17 protein-coding genes and 1 pseudogene are annotated in these 20,444 nt (G+C 62.0%); 9 read left to right on the top strand and 9 right to left on the bottom strand.

All coding sequences use genetic code 11. From position 1 onward, the window contains the following. Nucleotides 1–102: 102 nt before the first annotated feature. The gene (locus EK416_RS14950; RefSeq protein ID WP_164730047.1) at nucleotides 103–1,098 is read right to left on the bottom strand and encodes a response regulator; all 996 of its coding nucleotides are present in this window, start codon (nucleotides 1,096–1,098) and stop codon (nucleotides 103–105) included. 133 nt (nucleotides 1,099–1,231) lie between these two features. On the opposite strand from EK416_RS14950, the gene EK416_RS14955 reads away from it, so the two are divergent. Continuing rightward, nucleotides 1,232–2,644 (top strand): sensor histidine kinase, encoded by a 1,413-nt coding sequence (locus EK416_RS14955; protein ID WP_164730048.1) that lies wholly within the window; start codon nucleotides 1,232–1,234, stop codon nucleotides 2,642–2,644. On the opposite strand, the gene cqsA is transcribed toward EK416_RS14955, so the two are convergent. Further along, nucleotides 2,602–3,861, bottom strand: a complete 1,260-nt coding sequence (gene cqsA, locus EK416_RS14960) for an alpha-hydroxyketone-type quorum-sensing autoinducer synthase (RefSeq protein WP_127078865.1) — start codon at nucleotides 3,859–3,861, stop codon at nucleotides 2,602–2,604. The genes EK416_RS14955 and cqsA overlap by 43 nt on opposite strands. Before the next feature lie 437 nt (nucleotides 3,862–4,298). Continuing rightward, nucleotides 4,299–5,201, bottom strand: coding sequence for a DMT family transporter (locus EK416_RS14965; RefSeq protein ID WP_127078867.1), 903 nt, complete (start codon nucleotides 5,199–5,201; stop codon nucleotides 4,299–4,301). 136 nt (nucleotides 5,202–5,337) lie between these two features. On the opposite strand from EK416_RS14965, the gene EK416_RS14970 reads away from it, so the two are divergent. Further along, on the top strand, nucleotides 5,338–6,270 hold the full coding sequence (locus tag EK416_RS14970) for a LysR substrate-binding domain-containing protein (protein WP_127078869.1): 933 nt from the start codon (nucleotides 5,338–5,340) through the stop codon (nucleotides 6,268–6,270). 37 nt (nucleotides 6,271–6,307) lie between these two features. Here the strand turns inward: EK416_RS14970 and EK416_RS14975 are convergent, their stop codons facing one another. From EK416_RS14975 to EK416_RS14985, 3 genes are read right to left on the bottom strand one after another with little or no spacing between them, the layout of a single operon-like run. Continuing rightward, nucleotides 6,308–6,619 carry a hypothetical protein gene (locus tag EK416_RS14975; protein ID WP_127078871.1) on the bottom strand — a complete coding sequence of 104 codons (312 nt, stop codon included), beginning with the start codon at nucleotides 6,617–6,619 and terminating at the stop codon, nucleotides 6,308–6,310. After that, the gene (locus EK416_RS14980; RefSeq protein ID WP_127078873.1) at nucleotides 6,606–7,244 is read right to left on the bottom strand and encodes a nucleotidyltransferase domain-containing protein; all 639 of its coding nucleotides are present in this window, start codon (nucleotides 7,242–7,244) and stop codon (nucleotides 6,606–6,608) included. Before EK416_RS14980 ends, EK416_RS14975 begins: the two co-directional genes overlap by 14 nt. After that, a complete protein-coding gene (locus EK416_RS14985; protein WP_164730049.1) occupies nucleotides 7,241–8,185 on the bottom strand; it encodes a pentapeptide repeat-containing protein in 945 nt (314 codons plus the stop codon). The genes EK416_RS14980 and EK416_RS14985 overlap by 4 nt, the downstream gene beginning before the upstream one ends. Nucleotides 8,186–8,436: 251 nt before the next feature. Between EK416_RS14985 and EK416_RS14990 the strand changes: the two genes are divergently transcribed. Continuing rightward, nucleotides 8,437–9,906, top strand: coding sequence for a YcjX family GTP-binding protein (locus EK416_RS14990; RefSeq protein ID WP_127078877.1), 1,470 nt, complete (start codon nucleotides 8,437–8,439; stop codon nucleotides 9,904–9,906). Beyond that, nucleotides 9,903–11,099 carry a YcjF family protein gene (locus EK416_RS14995; protein WP_127078879.1) on the top strand — a complete coding sequence of 399 codons (1,197 nt, stop codon included), beginning with the start codon at nucleotides 9,903–9,905 and terminating at the stop codon, nucleotides 11,097–11,099. Before EK416_RS14990 ends, EK416_RS14995 begins: the two co-directional genes overlap by 4 nt. On the opposite strand, the gene EK416_RS15000 is transcribed toward EK416_RS14995, so the two are convergent. Both EK416_RS15000 and EK416_RS15005 read right to left on the bottom strand, forming a co-directional pair. Beyond that, complete coding sequence (locus tag EK416_RS15000; RefSeq protein WP_127078881.1) at nucleotides 11,065–12,144, bottom strand: YeiH family protein; 1,080 nt, start codon at nucleotides 12,142–12,144, stop codon at nucleotides 11,065–11,067. The two genes, EK416_RS14995 and EK416_RS15000, sit on opposite strands and share 35 nt — an antisense overlap. A gap of 110 nt (nucleotides 12,145–12,254) precedes the next feature. After that, nucleotides 12,255–13,128: pseudogene (locus tag EK416_RS15005) on the bottom strand (LysR substrate-binding domain-containing protein). A gap of 142 nt (nucleotides 13,129–13,270) precedes the next feature. Between EK416_RS15005 and EK416_RS15010 the strand changes: the two are divergent. The 5 genes from EK416_RS15010 to grpE all read left to right on the top strand — a co-directional run bounded on the left by EK416_RS15010 (nucleotide 13,271) and on the right by grpE (nucleotide 19,489). Continuing rightward, on the top strand, nucleotides 13,271–13,798 hold the full coding sequence (locus EK416_RS15010) for a DUF4142 domain-containing protein (protein ID WP_127078883.1): 528 nt from the start codon (nucleotides 13,271–13,273) through the stop codon (nucleotides 13,796–13,798). 177 nt (nucleotides 13,799–13,975) lie between these two features. Next, nucleotides 13,976–15,319: a glucose-6-phosphate isomerase gene (locus EK416_RS15015; protein WP_127078885.1), complete on the top strand. Its 1,344-nt coding sequence runs from the start codon at nucleotides 13,976–13,978 to the stop codon at nucleotides 15,317–15,319. Between the two features lie 25 nt (nucleotides 15,320–15,344). Continuing rightward, the gene (gene mutL / locus EK416_RS15020; protein WP_127078887.1) at nucleotides 15,345–17,165 is read left to right on the top strand and encodes a DNA mismatch repair endonuclease MutL; all 1,821 of its coding nucleotides are present in this window, start codon (nucleotides 15,345–15,347) and stop codon (nucleotides 17,163–17,165) included. Between the two features lie 256 nt (nucleotides 17,166–17,421). After that, the gene (gene hrcA / locus EK416_RS15025) at nucleotides 17,422–18,525 is read left to right on the top strand and encodes a heat-inducible transcriptional repressor HrcA (protein ID WP_181952145.1); all 1,104 of its coding nucleotides are present in this window, start codon (nucleotides 17,422–17,424) and stop codon (nucleotides 18,523–18,525) included. A 97-nt stretch (nucleotides 18,526–18,622) separates the two neighbouring features. Further along, nucleotides 18,623–19,489, top strand: a complete 867-nt coding sequence (gene grpE / locus EK416_RS15030) for a nucleotide exchange factor GrpE (protein ID WP_127078889.1) — start codon at nucleotides 18,623–18,625, stop codon at nucleotides 19,487–19,489. Nucleotides 19,490–19,536: 47 nt separating this feature from the next. Here the strand turns inward: grpE and EK416_RS15035 are convergent, their stop codons facing one another. After that, nucleotides 19,537–20,439, bottom strand: coding sequence for an N-acetylmuramic acid 6-phosphate etherase (locus EK416_RS15035; protein ID WP_127078891.1), 903 nt, complete (start codon nucleotides 20,437–20,439; stop codon nucleotides 19,537–19,539). Between the last annotated feature and the right edge of the window lie 5 nt (nucleotides 20,440–20,444).

Consider the following 20,444-nt stretch of genomic DNA (forward strand, 5'->3'; position numbering starts at 1 on the left):
ATTCCGGCGTCATCGCGACGGATCGAAGACTGGTCCGGGCGGTGACGCCAACGAAAGGCCCGACGCCACAATCGGCCTCGATCGAGCCCCCTTGGCGGGAAATCAAGTCTGGCAGGCGCGCCTTGTTTGCGACCGGCGATACTGTCTCAACGAAACGGCCGACAAGCCGGGTGCCTGATCCCGCTGTATCGCCACTTTCCAGGACGTATTTCCCCTGATCTCCTCGCATGGCAAAAGGTACTTCTGCCAGTCGGACGCGTGCTTTTTTTGATAGAACCCGGTTGGCGTCGGGCAAGTGAGTATCTTTTCGCCGGTGCACAATTCTTTCACCAGCGCGCTCGGGGCGCCGACATCGATTGCGATCTCAAGCTGGGCGCGCATCCGATCCCGGCTGTTGATCCACGCGACGGTGACCTGACCCGTTTCGTCGACCAGCATCAGGCCCGGCGGCGATGGCAGGAGATAATGCTCGACCGCACCGATGCGCTCGGCGAACTTGCGGTACCAGTTCGCAATTGCCGGATCGTCGAGAAACGCCGTGTCCTCAAGCTTTGCGATAGGGTCCAGCGGCGCGGTGATGTCCTTGAAGTAGCGATGCTGAAGCTCTCCGATGATACGCCTCAGCTTCTCGGGCAGGTCTGGGTCTTGCTTGACCAAAAACAAGTTGATCAAGCCTTCGTTGAAGGCGGCGACCGCCGTCGAATCCCCGGTCTTGCCGGTAAGCAGCACCTTCTTGACCGGCAGGTGCTTGATCTTCCGGAGAAGTTCGACGCCTGTCATGCTCGGCATGGCAAAATCGACCACCACAACGGAAACACGTGAAAAGCGTGCGGGATCTCGGGCCATTGCGGCGATGCGCGACGCGGGCAGGCGAATGACGGGATCGGCAATCTCCCCTTCGTCGACAGGGGCACGATTGGCTTCTTCGATCGTCAAGCCCGTCCGCTCCGCATCCTTCAGGAGGCGTTCGATGGCTTGCTCCAGACGATGCTCGGTTGCACACAACGTAACATCGGCATAATTGTAGTCGAAGCTGTCGAGATAGAGCCGATCATCATCGATGACCAGGCATGTCGTCGGGTGGTAGAGCGGCAGCAAGGTGCTCATGAGTCCGGTCCTGATCCTGATGCCACGGCGCTCGCAATGTATTTTGCGCTGCTTGGAATAGGTCTTTATAATTTCCGCTCGCTATATCGTGCAAGTGAAAGTTCATGCGGTGCGACCTGATATTATGATTAAACGCCTGAGGGGGCGGGCATTGCTCGTCAAATTGCGCTACCTTGTGCGCCGTCTCCGTGTCGCGTATGTCGAGCATCATGCTGTCGCAGCGTACAAATTGCCCGCCACCGGGTTGCTCGGTGCTATTGCCTTCCCTTTTTATTATTTTATGTGGACGTATGTTTTTCCTCAACCTTACGAGAGCTTGCCGTTGAGGGCAGCAGGGGTGGCGCTTTGCATACCAATGGCTCTCCGGAGCTATTGGCCGCATCGCTTTATATCATATTACCTCGCCTATTGTTATTGGGCAATATTATTGGCGGGACCTGCATTCTTCACGCTGATGTTGCTCTTGAACGGCGTCAACAGCGTCTGGTTGATGTCGTACACCGCGATAATCGTATTCACGTTTTTGCTTTACGATCTTGCCAACGGTGTCTTTGTCTCCATTGTAGGCGCGCTGATCGGGCTGATCGGCTACTGGCTAATGTCAGGAGGAACTGAAGTCCCCACCGAATATCTGCTCGTCCTGCCTGTTTACGGCTTCATCCTGAGCGCGGTGGTCTTCCTCTCTCACAATGAACGAGTCATCTCTCGTGACAAGCTCATAGCGGCACGCGCTCTTGCGAGCAGCATCGCGCATGAAATGCGCACGCCACTTCTCGGCATCCGGCTCGACGCAAACAAGACCAGCGACCACCTCGGGCGGCTGAGCGCGGTCAATCAATGGGCGAAAGAGCGCGGCTGCGACGACAGCCTGAGTGATCGCGAGATCGCTGCACTGAGCGGCGCTCTGCAACGCATCGATAAACACGCCGTCGCCGCAAACCTTGTCATCGATATGCTTCTCACGAACCTGAAGGATGAAAGCTATTCACAAGAACGCATGAAATTCTACGCCGTCGCCAGCACCATCGACGAGGCGATCAACCGCTTTCAGTTCCGTCCCGGGGAACGCGAAATGATCAATATCAGCATCTGCGACAATTTCACGTATCGCGGTGTCGAGGTGCTGATGGTCCACGTCATCATCAACCTCATCAAGAATGCGCTCCGCGAGATCGCGTCAACAGGTGAAGGACAGATCTTCATAGAAACAAAAACGACGCCTGCCGGTCATCTGCTTTCGATCAGCGACAACGGCCGCGGTCTCGACCCATCGATATTGCCTTATATCTTCGTACCGTTCGTGACCGGCCACGCTGAAACCGGCGGCACCGGCATCGGCTTATCCTTCTGCCGCCGCGTCGTCGAAGGTTTCGACGGCAGCATCTTCTGTTTATCTGAGCCCGGCAAAGGCACCACCTTCGAAATCAGGCTTCCCATCGTCGAAGCAAAAGCACTGGACGCGGCATATGCCGCGTCCAGCTTGTCACGCTGCGGTCAGGCCGCGAGTGCGACGGAAGGACGGGCCCCGCGAGCCTGACGGCCCCGACGCCGTGTAGACGGCCACGATGCCAGCCCCACTTCATCCCTGATTTCCGCGCACACTTCCAATACGCGATCAAGCTCTCCTTGGGTGAGGCTGCAATTCACCGTGAAGCGGATGATGCAGCGCTTCGTGGGCGTGGCCGGCGGCAGGAAGATCGCACCGAAGACATCGCGCTTTTCCAAAGCATCGCGCAGCTTGACGGTCGGGAGGATCTCTCCCGCTTCAAGCGCTATGATCTGGGACTTCGACAGATCGACGTTGTAACCCAGGTCGTCGAGGCCCTGGATGAGGTAACGATGATTGCTGTGAAGGAGACGCTGCCGCGAGGGTTCGTTGGCAAAAATGTCGAGGGCGGCATTATAGCCAGCCACCTCATGCGCCAGCACCTGGGTGCTGAAGATGACCGGTAGCGATTCGTAGCGCAGGAACTCGGCGTTGCGCTGCGAGCATATGACCAGGCCGCCGCGACTCGCCACGGCCTTGGACAAGCCAACAGTCCGAAAGTGAACGCGGTGGCTGAGACCGCGAGCCGCGACAAGACCGGCGCCGTCGGGTCCGTGCGTGCCGAAGGAATGCGTCTCGTCGACGATCAGCGCGCAGCCGCGCCGTTCGGCGACCTCGACGATGTCATCGAGCACGGCAATGTTGCCATCAATGCTGTAGAGAGCATCGATCGCGATGACGCCGGGGCCGACCTTTCTGATCAGGCGATCCAGATGCTCAGGATCGTTGTGGCGGAACGGCGTGGGCGTGGCCCCCGCGCTCTTCACCCCTTCCCAGAGCGACAAGTGCGCCTTGATGTCGAGATACACGGGCGTTTCCGGCCGGCAGATCGACTGGATCAGGCCGACATTGGCGCAATAGCCCGAATTCGCGAGAACCGCGGCTTCCGCCCCCATCAGCCGCGCCACGCGCTGTTCGAAGGCATTGAGACCGTCCGTTTCATGATGAACGAACGTTCGCGATACCGAGTCACCGTGACCGGCGGCTTGCAAGGCTCGGATTTCCGCCTCGATCACGCGGCGGTCGGAGGCGATGGACAGGTAGTCGTTGCTGCGCAGCTTGATCGCAGACCGCCCGGGGCTCATGCCCTTCAGCGGATGCACACCCTTCCAGGTCTCGCCGACCCGGTCTCGATAGTAGCATTCAACCCGATCGAACAAGAACTTGGGGTCCGACGGAAGCCGCGTTTGATGGAGATGAACCGTCATGTGTATGTTCCTTGTAAGCGTTACAGACAAGGAACAGAATAGCACTAAGCTGAGGTCAGGATTCGGCGGTCAATTCACATACCGACAACATCCCATGACATATCAACCGGCGTATAATTTTCTTGACTGATCGAGAAAAAATCGGTTCGGCTTGGTCGATGGTCTACCACGGTAATTTATTCCTAACTATTGCAGGGGCTTCAGAAAAAAATCACTGCGCGAACGAGTATGAAGCCGGTTGTGCAACTTCCCGGATCGACGTTCATCGGGGCTTCGCGCCGTTTCCGCCGATCTCGCGCGGCTATTAGCGGCCTCGGTGTCCACGCGGCTTCCGGCTCCGGCGCGTCCGCGCTTTTCTTTAACTCGCAAATTCGCTCTCGCTCTTTTGTATTACTTCAATTCCAGGATGGGAGCGGTTCGCTCGCCCCGGAATTGCTTCAGGAAGCGCCCGTCTTCGCCAAAGCCGGCGGCGCAGCGGGAGCAGCGCTCCGTGTCGTCAGCAGCAACCCCGCTCCGATAATCGCGGCGCCGACGAAGGCGCGCGGTTCGAGCGGCGAGCCAAGCGCGATATTCGACAGGATCACCACCCAAAACGGGTTCAGCAGGTGATAGGACGCCGCGCTCGCCGCTCCGCTCCAGCGGATGAGGAGAAGCCAGAGCACCGTCCCGCCGATGCTCACGATGACGGTGAGATAGAGGATCGCAAGCGCCGCGGAGATCGTGAAGGTCGGCGTCGGCACGCCTTTCACGGCAAGCACGGGCAGGAGCGCGAGCGCGCCCGCCGTCGATTGCCAGAAATTGAGCGGGAGCACGGGAAGACCCGTCGCACGTCCGCGAAACATCACGGTGGCAATCGCGAAAGCGGTCGTGCCGCCGACCGCGAGCGCGACGCCGACGGCATCGCCCGTACTGATGTCGAAGCCGATGATGACGATCACGCCCGCAAAGCCGATCAGCACGCCCAGCGTCTTGATCGGGTCGAACCGCTCCTGCCTGAGCGCCACAGCGAAAAGGATCGCGAGGAACGGGGCGCAACTCACGATCACGCCCACCACGGCGGCCGAAGTGAAGGCAAGGGCGGAGAAATTCAGGCCGAGATAGACCGCGTTGTTCAGCAGACCGAAGATGAGCCCCGTCTTCACGATGCGGGTGTTCCACGCCACCCCGTTCACGAGGCAGAACGGCGCCATGATCGCGGCGCTTAGCGCGAAGCGGATCACCAGCGTCAGAACGGGGTCTACATCCCGCACGGCGATCTTGCCGGCCACGAAGGCGGAACTCCAGATCAGGCTGAAAAGGAGCACGAAGGCGATGAGGGCAGGGCGCGATATCTGTGTCATGAGCGAAGGATCGCAGGCCAATCGCTCATTGCAAAATTAATAATGACGACGCAATAATAAGCGCAATTGATATGCGCTCGCGGCGGTTGGCCTTGCTTGAGCCAAGCGCATCGGGAAACAGCGAAGGAATCGCACCTTGGCCAATATCGCCGATACCGCGGCAACCCTTACCGACCGCCGCATCACGCTCGAACAGCTGCGCGCCTTCGTGATGGTGGCGGAAGGCGGCAGCTTTGCCGGTGCGAGCCTCGATCTCGGGCGCACGCAATCCGCCGTGACGCAAAGCCTGAAGAAGCTGGAGCAGATCCTCGATTGCGTGCTTCTGGAGCGTCGCCAGGGGCATTTCGCCGGGCTTACGCTTGAGGGCGCGCGGTTCCTGCCGATGGCAAAGGAAATTCTCGCCCGCCTCTCCGACGCGGTCGGCTCGTTTCAGCGTCCGCCGCTGGCCGGGCGCATCAGGCTTGGCGTGCCCGACGATTTCGACGTGCTGGACATCCACGGCGTCCTCTCGCGCTGCCTCGACATGAACCCGGACCTTCGCATCGAGGTGACGTCCGCCATGTCCGCCGCCGTCGTCGACATGTTCAACGCGGGCGAAATCGACGTCGCGCTGCTCAACCGCGCGCGCGGCGAAAGCCCGAATGTCGGCGGCGCGCCGCGAAAGGTGCTGCGCAGCGAGCCGCTGTTCTGGGTCGGGCGCGAGAAGACGCCGCTCGGCCAGTTTTCAACGGTGCCGCTGGTCGGCTTCCCCGACGGCTGCACCTACCGCAAGACGATGGTGCTCGCGATGCAGCGCGCGGGCAAGCCGTGCTACCTCGCCTACACAAGCTCGTCTTACGAGAACATCCGCAAGGCGGTTTCGGCGGGCCTCGGCATCGCGGTGCTGCCGCGCGGCTCGGTCGGTCGCGACCACGCGGTCCTCGGCGCGGAGGAGGGCTTTCCGCCGCTGCCGGAAGCGGAACTCGTCATGGTCGCGAACGCGCGCGACGAGCTTTACCGCAAGTTCGCGGCCTTCCTCGAACGCTCGCCGAGCGTCGCCGACGCGGTACGGCGGCGCGCTGTGGCTTGAGGGGGCGGCGCATGTTATGCGTATTTGGCTTGCATCACTAATTACTGCGCCTACTCATCACCTCTAATCGAAGTCGTGCGAGGATCTCAGTCATATTGAACGAGAGAGACGCGTATTCGGGAGACACTTGCTCTTGGCTGGAGCTTGCTAAGAAAAGCAACGCCTCCCCGGCCTGCCTAGCAAGTTTCACGACTTCATCGCCCGGCTCCAACCGGTTAGCGTTTGCCCATCGCTGAATAGCCGCCTCCGAAAGGGCAAAAAGCACTTCGTTTGGCCAGATGAGACGGTTGATTTCTTTTAGAACAGCGCGCTGTGCGTCCATCCTATTAGCGAAGCTATCGTTGATCATTCTCTCGATCTTTCAGGCGAGACATCCAATTTTCTAGAGCTGGAAGCGCTTTAAGAGCCTCAGATATTTCCGCTTGATCCAGCGGCGCTCCATATCCTCGAGTACTTAAGAGGCGCGCGCGTTCGAGAATACGATATATATTTAACTCTATAGGAGGATGATCACCCATCAAATCCAAGGCCACGCCTCTCGAAAAATTGGGGCACCCGCGTCCCAACAAGTAACAGCTGGAAAAATTTCGCAGGGCGAGAAATACGGCGGATAAATCAAAAACGATACTCCGGCTATCTTTTTCAGCAGAGTTCCTCGCCTGCCTAAATATCTCCAAAAAACGTTCGCAATCTTTATGGGTGTTATTGTAGGTAGCGGGAGAGCCAAGCGTGAAGAAAAAATCACGATCGTCACTGCCATAGATGAGCTTCGCTTCGAGGTGAAGATGCCAAGCGAAGGGGTTTCCATCCGCCCAAATTCGCGCGATTTTGGCGTGGGAATAAATAGAAAACATCGCCCGCGACAGTTGATTTGCACTGCCTGTGGTTACGGCGAGCAAATCAACATCCGATCCGGGTAATATTTCGCCACGGCAGATCGACCCAAATGCATAAACGTGCAGCATCTCATTCATCGACGATTGAAGCGTTTGACGAGTATCGACATGAATAGGCCAAAAAATGTGAGCCTGAGAACGGTGATAGCAGTGAGCCACTCTAAGGAAATGTATGAGGGTGCGCCCACGCCAAAGAAGATCTGCGGGGCGCGCCAAAGGGCGTCAAAAAGGACGTTCAAAGACAGCTGCATTGCGGCAGTTGCAAGGTCCAAGATCGCAATAGCTACGATAAGGACGAGGACCGCCCTCAAAAGAGCAGAAAGGCTTTCACCATTGCCCCAGAGATAGTCTAGAAATTTGAATTTCGCCCAGAGCGAAAACTGTTTAACGCGAATAAATACACTTTTGTACTTTTTACGATAATAATAATCGTTTGAACTCCAAGATTTGTAGAGATGGATTTCAGCGGCATCAAGTTCGACGCGCATCGCTCGGTTGACGGCTGCGGCATCGCCAATTTGCTGAAAATTAGTGCGCAGGCTTCTAGCAAAGCGCATCTTATGATTTTCGTAAGCCGGGCAATTATCGTCTAAAATTGTATCATCAATGATTGTACGCTCGAACGTCGCGTAGTCGAAGATGCAGCCAATAAATCTAGCGCCATGCAAATTCGTCGAAGAAAACCTAGATCCTGTAAAATTACAGCTATCAAACTGACAGTCACGTAAATAGCACAAATCGAAGGTCGTGTTGGAAAAGTTTATCTTTCTAAATTTCTTTTTAATCGCCACGAATCTAATCAATTGAAGGTTCGACCAATCGTCGTCACCTATATCGTTTCGTAAGGCCTTATCTTTGTATTCGATGCGTTGACTTTCGCCCAGAAATGCAGAAAGTTTTGTAGCTCGCTCACCCAGCAGATCCGCCGCAGCCGGCCCCGACACAAATTTAGATGGCGCATCAGGTTTCCAAAAGCGTGCATCATGCACGCTGACCTCTTCTTCGGTTTGGTCAGGCATGTCCATTCCTGTAGGCAAGGCTAAGTTGTCAAAATCGACGGCATATAAAAAGCTAAGGCTATTCATATCTCAGCCGATTCGGGCGAGTCTGCACGGCAGAATCAAAGGCTGTCTAAAACTAACTTGTGGCAAATTCAGACATCAGCTTTCCGCCACTGCCACCCCCCGAGCGAAACGCCGCAAGCGGCGTTATTCCCCTCCGCCGCGTCTCCTGTTAAAACAGCCGCTTCATCTCCCGAATTGCGAGAGGAATGGCCTTGCTGGAACGCTGGTCGAGTTCAGCGCTGGAAACGTGGGCGCGCGCGCAGGACACCGCCGCCCAGATGTTCGCGCCGTCCGTGCGGCTCGGCGTGACCGGGCTGTCGCGCTCCGGCAAGACGGTGTTCATCACCTCGCTCGTGCATAATCTCATGGCGGGCAACGCGCTCCCGTTCTTCGAGCCGCTGGCGCAGAAGCGCATCCTGCGCACCTATCTCGAACCGCAGCCGGACGACGCGGTGCCGCGCTTCGATTACGAGGGCAATCTCGCGAAGCTCACCGCCGCCGAGCCGGAATGGCCGGAGGGCACGCGGCAGATCAGCGAACTTCGCCTCACCTTCGAATATGCCCCCGGCGCGATGATGCGGCGCGCGCTCGGCGCAACGCGGCTGATGCATCTCGACATCGTGGATTATCCCGGCGAATGGCTGCTCGACCTGCCGCTGCTCGACCTCACTTTCGAGGAATGGTCGCGGCAATCCATCGCCATGGCGCGCGAGGCGAGCCGCGAACCGGCGGCGAAGGAGTGGCTCGCCTTCCTCGGCAACACGAACCCGCTTCAGAAGAAGAACGAGCAGACGGCGAAACAGGGCGCGGAGATTTTCACGCAATATCTGCGCAAATGCCGCGACGACGCGCTGTCCTTCTCCAGCCTCACGCCGGGCCGCTTCCTCATGCCGGGCGATCTTGCGGGCTCGCCCGCCTTCACCTTCTTCCCGCTCGAAGCGCCGGACGGCTCGACGCCGCCCGACAACAGCCTTTGGGCGATGATGGCGCGGCGCTTCCGCTCCTACAAGCGGCACGTCATCCAGCCGTTCTACCGCGATCACTTCGCGCGGCTCGACCGCCAGATCGTGCTGGCCGACGTGCTGACGGTGGTCAACGCGGGCGCGGATGCCGTCGCCGACCTCGAACGCGCGATGACCGACATCCTCGGCTGCTTCCGTCACGGCCAGAACCCGTGGCATGCCATGTTCAGCGGGCGGCGGATCGACCGCATCGTGTTCGCCGCGACGAAGGCGGATCACCTGCACCACACGAACCACGACCGGCTCGAGGCGATCCTCGGCCTCATCGCGAAGAAAAGCGCTGCGCGGGCGAATTTCAGCGGCGCGGAGGTGAAGGCGTTCGCGCTCGCGAGCGTCCGCGCGACGGGCGAGGCGGAAGCGCGGCAGGGCAACGACCGGCTGCCATGCATCGTCGGCGTGCCGCTGAAAGGCGAGCGCCTCGGCGCCCGCGTCTTCGACGGCAAGGAGCAACTTGCGATCTTTCCCGGCGACCTGCCGGAAGACCCGGCGCTCGCGCTGTCGCCCGAATGGCTGAAAATGGGACACTCGGCGGCGCATTTCGTGCGTTTCCGGCCGCAACGCCAGCGCGCGCTCGGCTTCGGTGAAAGCCCGGTGCTGTCCCACATCCGGCTCGACCGCGCGTTGAACTTCCTTATCGGCGATAAACTCTCATGACCGGCGAACCGAAAGGCCGCGCGCCCGCGGCATTCAATCTCGACGATCCCAGGCTCTCGGCGGATCTGCCGCTGCGGGATGAAGCGCCCGCGCCCGGGCCGGATGCGCCAAAAGCGCCGCCAGCATCGTCTCGCGTGGAACCCGAACAGAACCGGCCCGCTGCCGCCGCCTCGCAGGGCGCACAGCCGGGCGCGAAGCCGCGCGCTGCCGGGCCGCAGCCGAACGCGGCGGCGCCCGCCCCCGCGCCTTCGGATCAGCCCACCGCAACGACGGCAGAGCCGCCCGAAAAGGCGATCTCGCGTACGCGGAAATGGGGCGGCCTCTTCCTGTCGGCGGTGGGCGGGCTCGTCGTGCTCGCCGTCCTCATCTGGGTGCAGGACACATTCCTGACGCTTCTCGGACGCCAAGACTGGATCGGCTGGGCAGCAACGATCCTGCTGGCGGTCGCCGTCTTCTCCTTCGCCATGATCCTCGCGCGCGAAATCGGGGGACTTGCCCGGCTGTCGGCCATGACGACGGTCCGCAAGCGCGCCGACTCCGCGCTCATGGTCGAAGACACGAAGCAGGCGCGCGTCGCGGCAGGCGAAATCCGCGCGATCTTCGCCGAACGGCGCGAACTCGCCGACGGCCTCGCGCGGCTCAAGAAGCACGAGCGCGACATCATGGACGCGAAGCAGGTTCTGAGCCTGACGGAGCGCGAGCTGCTGGTGCCGCTCGACAAGCTCGCGCGCGTCACCATCGGCTCGTCCGGCCGCCGCGTGCTGACCGTGACGACGCTGTCGCCCGCCGCGATCATCTCGGTCGGTTTCGTCGCCTACGAAAATTTCCGCATGCTCCGAAATCTCGCCTCGATCTATGGCGGTCGGCCCGGCTTCTTCGCGATCCTGAAGCTGATGCGGCTGATCGCGGGACACCTCGCGCTCACGGGCGGCATCGCCTTTACCGACGACATCCTGTCTCAGGTGCTCGGCCACGGACTGACCGCGCGCGTCTCGAAGCGCCTTGGTGAGGGTCTCATCAACGGCGGCTTCACCATGCGCATCGGCCTCGCGGCGGTGGAGGTGCTGCGGCCGCTGCCCTATGTGGAGGCGAAGCAGCCGCGCTTCCGCGAGTTCGTGTCCGAGTTCCTGAAGGTCGGGCACCGCTTCGCGGGGGAGATCACGCCGGAAGGGAAAGAACGAGGGCGAGGCTGAATGCCGCGATGAAAACGCTCGCGCAGGCGGCCAAAGCCAGAGGACGCAGCCCCTTCGCCGCGAGCTTGCGGAAACTTGTTTCGAGCCCCATCGCGCCGAGCGCCATGGTAAGCAGCACCATCGTCAGCGTGCCGAAACCGCCCCGCACCTCCGCCGGAATATCCACTACGCTGCTGAAGAGCGTGAGGGCCACGAAGCCGAGCACGAACCAGGGCATCGGCACCGAGGCACGCGCGCCATCTTCGCCCGCCGAGGCGCGCCGCGGGACGATGAAACCGAGCGTCAGCACGAGAGGAGCCAGCATCATCACGCGGCTCAGCTTGGCTATGGTTCCATACTCGCCCGCTTGCTGGCCGGCCTGGAACGTAGCGGCGACCACCTGGGCGATCTCGTGGATCGACGCGCCCGCCCATAGGCCATAGCTCTGCGGACCCAGGCCGAGCATCGCTGGCAGCATGGGATAGACGAACATTGCGATGGAGCCGAACAACGTGACGCAGGCGACCGCGTAGGCCACGTCTTCGTCATGCGCGTTCGTGACCGTGTTCGTGGCGATGACCGCCGAAGCGCCACAGATTGACGTGCCCGCTGCGATCAGTTCCGCGAGCTTCTGCTCCACGCCGAGCATGCGGCCAAGCCATTTCGTGAAGACAAACGTCGCGACGAGCGATGCTGCTATGATCGCGACACCGGCACCGCCAACTGCCGCGACCTGACCGACCGTGAGTTGAAGGCCGAGAAGCACGATGCCCATGCGCAGCAGCTTGCGCATGGAAAACTGCACACCTTCCCTTGCCCGCGATGGCGTACCGAACAGATTGTGAAACGCCATACCGAGCACGATTGCGAGGATCAGCGGGCTGAAGGTTTTGACGCCCGGAATTTCCCACAGCGCGAAGGACGCGCCCGTGATCGTTCCGACGAGGAACAACCCCGGCCAGATGGTTTGACCGGCGTGATGCCGGAGGCTGCGGTGCAAGCGATGAAAGCGACGCGCTTTGCGCAAATCGCCTTCATCTTGAAATACAATTTCGGTATTCGCCACGATTGACCTCAGGAATTTCCTTAATGGTCGCCCATGCGAAATGATCATTCCAACAAATTGTTGATGTCGTTTTGATCTGAAAATGAGAATGATCAGTGGGAAAGGAGTTTCTACTCGACCAGATCCAGCAGCGCGCGTTCCGCCCGGCTGATACTCCGCTCCTTGTGCCGGGCGACGTAGAACGGGCGTTCCGGTAACGGCAGAGATACAAACGCGAGCGTACCTGCGCTCAGGAGCGGCTCCGCCACAAGGTCGGATATCGCCGCCGCCCCCCGCACCGGCACGGACTGCCGCACACACGGCTTCGTTCGATGGCAGTTCCATCGCCACCTTGAGAGACGTGGAGTCCACACCAAGCCCCCGCAAAGCATCCAGAAAGATCGCGCGCGTGCCGGAGCCCGGCTCACGCATCACCCACGGACCTTGCATCAGATCTTCCGGGGCCACGTTTCGACCACTCCATTCGTGCCGGGGACTGACGACGACCACCAGCCTGTCACCCTTCACAGCCTTCAGCCGCAAGGCCGGATTGTCGATGTTGCCTTCCGCAAAGCCGATATCGGCAAATCCCTCGCTCACAGCCGCAGCCACCTCTTCCGTGTTACCGATTGCAAGCTGGACCGAGACCCCTGGATACGCCACGCGAAAGCGGTGGAGTAACGGCGGCAGCCAGTAATTCGCAATGGTCTGGCTTGCAAACAATGACAAGGTGCCCGCCATGCACCCTGCAAGATCGTGCAGCACGCGTTCTGCTGCGGCGCTTCGCGCGAGCACTGCGCGCGCCTCGGAGAGGAAAAGACGCCCCGCGTCCGTCAGTTCGATGCGCCGTCCGATGCGATGGAAAAGCCGGGTATCATAGCGGGCCTCCAGCGCCGCGATGGCCGCGCTTGCCGCAGACTGGGTGATATGAATCGCCTCGGCTGCGCGCGTCATGTGCTCCCGCTCGGCCACGGCGACGAAAATGCGTAATTGCTCAAGTGTCATGTCAATGCCGCCGCTTTCCGTTGCCGGGCCATTGTATGGTGCTCCCGGAAACAGATACAGCGGCAACGGGGAACGAGGCTGAACCCCGCCCGTTCACTCTCCAAAACGCCGCCCTGCGGTGCACACCGAGGAGAGATTCCAAATGAAACGTTTTCTGATCGCCGTCGCGGCTTTGCTGGTCGCCGCTGGCTTTGCCGCCCCTTCCTTTGCGCAACTTGCGACGCCGAAGCTCACCGCCGACGAGGCATTCATCCGCGAACTGAGTGCGAGCGGCATTTTCGAGATTCAGGCCGCCTACATCGCCTTGCAGAAGTCGAACAACGAGGAGGTGAGGCAGTTCGCGAAAAAAATGGCCGAGGACCACAGCGCCGCCGACGCCAAGCTCAAGGAAACGCTGGCTCAGGCCAATTTGAAGGAGCCTGAGATCAAGATCGATGGGCCGCGCTTGCAGAAGCTTGACTATCTGAAGGTGGCGGACCGCGATTTCGACCGCCAGTATATCCAGTCGGAGCGCGAAGCGCATCGAGACACGGTAAAGCTTCTGGAAAATTACATACAGCGTGGCGACAACGCGCAATTGAAGCAGTTTGCGACCAATCTGCTGCCGACGATCAAGCATCATCTCGAAATGGCCGACACTCTGAGGCCCAGGGAGTCCGCGCGACGCTAGAGCCGGCCGTTGCCGCGCGAAAGACGCCACGCCACGAACAGGAAAAAGCCGCTCTTGGCGGCTTTTTCTATGCGCCGGAAGCCTTGCGTGCGATCAGTTGTTGAAAGCTGAAGCCGGATGTCTTGCCTTGGGGGGCGGGCATCGTGAGGGTAGCACTGACGGAAAGGGATTCGCGCCATGACCTCGCATCCATCCTATCGCCAATCGATCGAAGGCAGTCTCTCCACGAAGATCGGAGACGCCGGGTTGAGCCGGGGGCGCCTTACGCAATGGCTGACGCTGCTCACGCCGCGCTTCAAGGCCCTTGAGGAAGCCGCGCAGGCCGACAGCTTCGCGCATTTCCGCATCCTGAAGGACACCGCCGACATCGAGGAAACCCGCGCGGCCTACGACAAACTCGCTGCGGGCGCGGAAACCGTCGTCATTCTCGGCACGGGCGGTTCGAGCCTCGGCGGCCAGGCGCTTGCGCAGGTCGGCGGCTGGGGCATCCCCGGCGACGGTGGCGATGCGGCGGGCAAGCTGCCCGAACTTCGTTTCTGCGACAACCTCGACTCGCGCTCCTTCACCCGCGGCCTTCTGAGCCTCGACATTCCGAAGACACGCTTCATCGCCATTTCGAAATCAGGCACCACGGGCGAGACGCTGTCGCAGGTGCTGACCGCGTTCAAATTCATCGAGGATGCGGGCCACGGCGCGCTCATCCCGCAGATCTTCCTTGGCGTGACGGAGCCCGCGAAGCCGGGCGTCGCGAATGGCCTGCGCGAGCTTTTCTCCGCGCGCGGCATCCCCCTTCTGCCGCACCCGACCGACATCGGCGGGCGCTATTCGGCGTTCTCGGTCGTCGGCCTTCTGCCCGCGCTCGCGCGTGGTCTCGACGTGGCTGCCTTCCGCGCCGGTGCGCTCGACGTCGTGAAACAGCTCTCCGCCGCCACCATGCCGGAAGACCATCCCGCCGCTGTCGGCGCGGCGCTGTCCATCGGCCTCGCGAAGGATCTCGGCGTCACGAACTCCGTGCTCATGCCGTATTCGGACCGGCTTGAACGTTTCAGCGCGTGGTATGTGCAGCTCTGGGCCGAAAGCCTCGGCAAGAAGGGAGAGGGCACGACCCCCATCGGCACGCTCGGCCCGGTGGATCAGCATAGCCAGCTTCAGCTCTTCATGGACGGCCCAGCGACGCACCTCATGACCATCGTGCGCGTAGCCGAGGCGGAAGGCACGGATCGCGGCCTCACCATCCCGGCGGCACTCGCTGCCGAGGCGGGCGCGCCCTATCTCGCGGAAAAGAGCATCGGCGATCTCGTTGCCGCGCAGCAGAAGGCCATCGTCGACGCGCTCATCGAGGCAAAGCGCCCCGTGCGCACCATCGACGTGCCGAAGCTCGACGAGCGGGCGCTCGGCGCGCTGATGATGCACTTCTTCATCGAGACGATCCTCGCGGGCGACCTCCTCGGCGTCGATCCGTTCGACCAGCCCGCCGTGGAACTCGCCAAGAAGCTCACGCGGCAATATCTCGCCGCCTGACAGGTCCGACGCACGGGGACGAAGGGTGACGATCCGCGAACTGAGCCAGGTCGAAATCAATCGCATCGCCGCGGGCGAGGTGATCGAGCGGCCGGCCAGCGCGGTGAAGGAGCTTGTCGAGAACGCCATCGACGCGGGCGCGACCGCCATCGAGGTGATCGCCGAGAATGGCGGTCTGTCGCTGATCCGCGTCTCCGACGACGGTGTCGGCATGGACGAGGCGGACCTCGCGCTGTGTGTTCGGCGCCACGCCACGTCGAAGCTGCCGACCGGCGATCTCATGGCGATCCGCACGCTCGGCTTTCGCGGCGAGGCGCTGCCGTCGCTCGGTTCGGTCGGCACGCTCTCCATCGTGACGCGCCCGCGCCCATCGACGCGCGGGCATGAAATCGAGGTGCGCGGCGGGGAGACCTCGCCCGTACGCCCCGCCGCCGCACGCCCCGGCACTTGCGTCGAGGTGCGCGACCTGTTCGCAGCCACACCCGCGCGCCTCAAATTCATGAAGTCGGAGCGCGCCGAAAACGCCGCCATCTCCGATGTCGTGAAGCGGCTCGCGCTCGCCTGCCCGCATGTCGGCTTTTCGCTGACGGTGGGCGAACGCGCTTCGCTTCAGCTCGCGCGCGCCGCCGAAGGGGACGAAAACGCGGTCCGCGCCCGTCTCGCGCGCATCATGGGCCGCGAATTCGGCGAAGACGCCGAGCCGGTGCACCTCGAACGCGACGGGCTGGCGCTGACGGGCTACGCCGGGCGGCCGACGCTCAACCGGCCCGACGCATCGCTGCAATATGTGTTCGTGAACGGCAGGCCGGTGAAGGACCGGCTGCTGTTTTCGGCCATTCGCGGCGCTTATGTGGATGTGGTGCCGCGCGGACGCTTTCCGCTGGCGGTGCTGTTCCTCACCGTGCGCGTCGAGGATGTCGACGTGAACGTGCATCCGGCAAAGGCGGAGGTGCGATTTCGCGAGGCGAGCCTCGTGCGCGCGCTCGTCGTCTCGGCGCTGCACGACGCGCTGCGGCGCGCGGGCGCCATGGCGGCGCGGCCAACCGGCGTGCTGACACCCGCTTCCTCTGCGCCGGAGCCGGTGCAATATCGCGCGCCGCTGCGCACCTGGCCGCAAACGCCGTTCTCCCCGGCATATCAGCAGCCGATAGCGGCGCCTCGGGGTGGCCTGGCTGAAGCCGCACTTGCGTTCGATGCCGAGGAGGCAAGCCAGTCATTCGCTGACGGAGCCGCGCGCGAAGCCTCGAACCCCGAACCCGACAATGCGAATTACGAACGCCTCGGCGTGGCGCGGGCGCAACTCCATAACACCTACATCCTCTCCGAGACGCCGCAGGGCGTGATCCTCATAGACCAGCACGCGGCGCATGAGCGTATCGTCTATGAGAAGCTCAAGGCGGCGCTTCTCGGCGGCCGGATCGCGCGGCAATTGCTGCTCATCCCCGAGATCGTGGAGATGTCTGAAGACGATGCCGCGCTCGTCGCCGAGCACGCGGAGGCGATCGCGGGAAGCGGCCTCGCGCTGGAGAGCTTCGGGCCGGGCGCGGTCATCGTTCGCGAAGTACCCGCGCTTCTCGGGCAATGCGATTTGCAGACGCTTGTCCGGGACCTCGCTCACGAACTCAAGGACAACGCGAACACGGTCGAGACGCGGCTGCACGCGATCTGCGCGACCATGGCCTGTCACGGAAGCGTCCGTGCCGGCCGCCCGATGCGGCTCGACGAGATGAATGCGCTTCTGCGCGAGATGGAAACCACGCCGAACGCCGCGCAGTGCAATCACGGTCGCCCGACCTATGTCGAGCTGTCGCGCGGCGACCTCGAACGGCTGTTCGAGCGGCGTTAGCGCCCGTCAAGTCTGATCGAATCGCAGGTCCGGCTGCAAAGAGACCGTCGCGCTTTGCGGGCCGCGATCAGCACGCGATTTGCCTCTTCGTTTGGCCGTTTTCGAACACGACCCGATTGAAGCTTCTCCACACGCAATCAAATCGACGGGAAACGCGGTCGCCGGCGCTTCGAGTGTGTTCTATAGCCGCGCGTGGCATTTGACGAAGGGCCAGCGTGACCTTAGATTTAGCAGGTTTGGAACAAGGACGCGAAGCATGTCGAAGCGGCAAGAGTTGCGCGCGCCCGCCCTCGAATTGAGTCAGGCAAACGGGCTGCGCGAATTGAATGAGCGCTACCGGGAAATCTTCCGGAGCATCGTTGAAACCTATCTCGAAACGGGCGAGCCTGTCGGATCGCGCCATCTGTCGCGCCAGCTGCCGATGACGCTGTCGCCCGCATCCGTGCGCAACGTGATGTCGGATCTTGAGGCTCAGGGGCTGATTTACGCGCCGCATGTCAGCGCGGGCCGCATTCCGACGCAGACGGGCCTGCGCCTGTTCGTCGACGGCCTGCTCGAAGTCGGCAGCATCGAGGAAACCGAGCGCGAGCAGCTCGAACGGCAGCTCTTGCGCGACTATCATCGTGAGCACGCGGTGACCTCTGAAGTTCTGGCCGAGGCGGGCGATCTGCTCTCGGGCCTTTCGCGCTGCGCGGGCGTGGTCCTTGCCGAGAAGCAGGTGAGCCGCCTCAAGCACATCGAATTTGTCAGCCTCGATTCAAAACGCGCGCTGCTTGTGCTGGCGGGCGACGACGGGAGCGTCGAAAACCGCGTGCTGAATTTGCCCGAGGGTCTGCCGCCGCAAGCGCTGGTCGAGGCGACAAACTATCTCAACGCGAAGATCCGCGGCGTGACGCTGCCCGAGGCGCGCCAAAAGATCGAAGGCGAACTCAAGGCGAGACAGGCGGAACTCGACGCACTGACCGCGAAGCTGGTCCGGTCCGGCCTCGCGCAATGGTCTGGCGGACGCGAGGACAATCGCAGCCTGATCGTGCGCGGCCAGTCACGCCTCCTGAACGATCTCAAGGCGGTGGAAGACCTCGAACGCATCCGCCTTCTTTTCGAGGATCTCGAATCGCAAAAGGCGCTGATCCACCTGCTCGACCTTGCGGAAGAAGCCGATGGCGTCCGCATTTTTATCGGTTCCGAGAATAATTTGTTCTCCCTGTCCGGATCTTCCCTGATCGTCGCACCGTTCCAGGATCATGAGCGCAAGATCGTGGGCGTTCTCGGCGTCATCGGTCCCACGCGGCTCAATTACGGCCGCATTATCCCCATGGTTGACTTTACAGCCAAGCTCGTCAGCCGCGTGCTCGCTTGATTATCCCGGCGAAACCGCCGATATAGCTTCAAAAATCGGCGCATCGCAGGTCGAGGATTGCGGCTGATCCTCATCGTAACGGAAACGGCAAAATATCATGAACGATACCCCGGACGGGCCCTCGGACGCGAACGGGCCGGAAAATAACGATTCTCTTGGCCGCGACCAGAACCCGCAAGCCACCGAAGAGCAAGTGAAGGCGCTGGCGCAGATGCTGGCCGAGGCGAGGGCCGAAAACGCGGATCTGCGCGACCGCCACCTGCGCGTCGTCGCCGAGATGGAAAACTATCGCAGGCGCAGCGAGCGCGAAAAGGCGGAAACCGCGAAATACGCCTCGTCCGAGTTTGGCAAGGATGCCATCGTCATCGCCGACAATCTTCGCCGGGCGATCGAAGCCGCGCAAAAGGAAGCGACGGACCAGACTCCGGCTCTCAACACGCTGCTTCAGGGCGTGGAAGTGACGGAACGCGAGCTTCTCAAGGTTTTCGAGCGCCACGGCATCACGCGCTTCGAGCCGCTCGGCGAAAAATTCGATCCGCATACATCGGAGGCGATGATCAAGGTGGACGTGCCCAACGTGCCCGCCGACGTTGTCGTGCAGGTGCTGCAAGCAGGCTACAAGATCGGGGAGCGCGTGTTGCGCCCTGCCGCCGTGATCGTCGCCAAGGGCGGCACCCCGGTCAAGCCGGAGCCTCCCCAGACCGAACATTCGGCTGAACCTGCCGGCGAGGCGCCTTCAGCCGTGCATGCGGGGGCGCATCATGACCATCACGCCGTCGAGCCCGCGCACGAACACGATCCCGATGTTTTCCGCGATCCCACCGGCGCGCCCCTGCGGCGCGACAGGCACGGCGGCGAGAAGCGCTCGTCGTCCGTTACCCAACCCGTGACGGAGAACAGCGGCCCGGCGGGCGTGGACGACCTGATTTCGTCCTTCGGAAAGCGCCTCGAAAACGGAAACTGACACCGCGAGGCGCTGCCTCGCCCCGACGAACCGGCAAGGCGCGGCGATCAATCCGCGCCTTTTCCTTGCGCGGCGACCGCCAGAGCATCGCGCAGACGGCCGCCCGAGCGTTCGAGCAGCGCGCGGGCCTCGTCGAGCGCGCATCCTTGAAGGACAAGCACCGCAAGCTTGATGTTGCCGCCCGTTTGCGAAAGCGCTCCGCGCACGGCGCCCAGATCCTTGCCGGTCAGATGCACGAGCATCTTTTCGCGACGCCCGACAAGCTTCGCATTCACGGCCTGTACCTCGACCATCAGCCCTTCGTAAACGCGGCCGAGCCGGATCATCACCAGCGACGAAAGCATCGCGAGCGTGACGCGTTGCGCGGTGCCCGCGTTCATGCGTGTCGACCCGGCGATGGGCTCCGACCCGGTTTCAAGACAAATCGGGCAATCGGCTTCGGCCAGCAGCGGCGTGCCGGGGTTGTTCGCGATACCCACCGCAAGCGCGCCGAGCTTTTTCGCCTCGCGCAGCGCCGACAGCGTGAACGGCGTCTTGCCGCTGGCGGCAACCGCGACCAGCACATCGTTCGCGCAAATGCCATGCTCGACGCGGATGAGTTCGGCGGCGCGGTGGGTCTCGTCCTCCGCCCCTTCCACGGCCTGCACCATGGCCTCGTCGCCGCCCGCGAGCAGCAACACGAGCCGGTCTTTCGGCCAACTGAAGGTTGGCATGAGTTCCGCGCCGTCCTGCACGGCGAGGCGGCCGGACGTGCCCGCGCCCGCATAAACGAGCCGCCCTCCGCTGGCGAGGCGTTTCTCCATCGCAAGCACCGCGTGGAGGATGTCGCGGCGCGCCGCGCGCACGGCGGCGACCGCGGCAAGCTGGCCCTCGATCATCGCGTCGAGCGCATCGAGCGGCTCCCAGACATCGATACCGGAGAAGCGGGGGGATGGCCGTTCAGTATCCATAACAA

It is taken from the genome of Rhodomicrobium lacus, assembly GCF_003992725.1.
Taxonomy (GTDB): domain Bacteria; phylum Pseudomonadota; class Alphaproteobacteria; order Rhizobiales; family Rhodomicrobiaceae; genus Rhodomicrobium; species Rhodomicrobium lacus.